The sequence below is a fragment of the Paenibacillus sp. EKM301P genome, assembly GCF_011800295.1.
GTDB lineage: Bacteria > Bacillota > Bacilli > Paenibacillales > Paenibacillaceae > Paenibacillus > Paenibacillus polymyxa.
In genome coordinates this window covers 1-354 of the sequence record NZ_JAALFM010000106.1, presented here as the reverse complement: position 1 = coordinate 354, position 354 = coordinate 1, and the positions used below count along the sequence as shown (strand labels likewise).

1 protein-coding gene is annotated in these 354 nt (G+C 59.9%); it reads left to right on the top strand.

Features of this window, described 5'->3' with window-relative positions; genetic code table 11:
• Positions 1-354, top strand: a 354-nt coding sequence (locus tag HFD99_RS25045) for an AMP-binding enzyme (protein WP_167441075.1), incomplete at both ends; no start/stop codon positions are given.

Genomic DNA, 354 nt, shown 5'->3' with positions numbered 1-354 from the left:
GTAGCGAACCCGTACGTACCGGGTGAACGTTTGTATCGCACCGGCGATTTGGCGCGGTGGATGCCAGACGGCAATGTGGACTTTATCGGCCGGATGGACTATCAAGTCAAAATCCGGGGCTATCGGATCGAGCTGGGCGAGATTGAAACGGCGATCCAGCGGGTACCGGGTGTGCGTCAAGCCGTAGTCATCGACCGGACGGACGAGCGTGGACACAAGTATTTGTGCGGATACATCACGGGAGAAACCGAGCTGCGGATCGAGGAAGTACAGGCCACGCTGGAAGCCGGACTGCCAGCGCACATGGTGCCAGCACGGCTGATGCGACTGGAGACGATCCCGCTGACCAGCAAC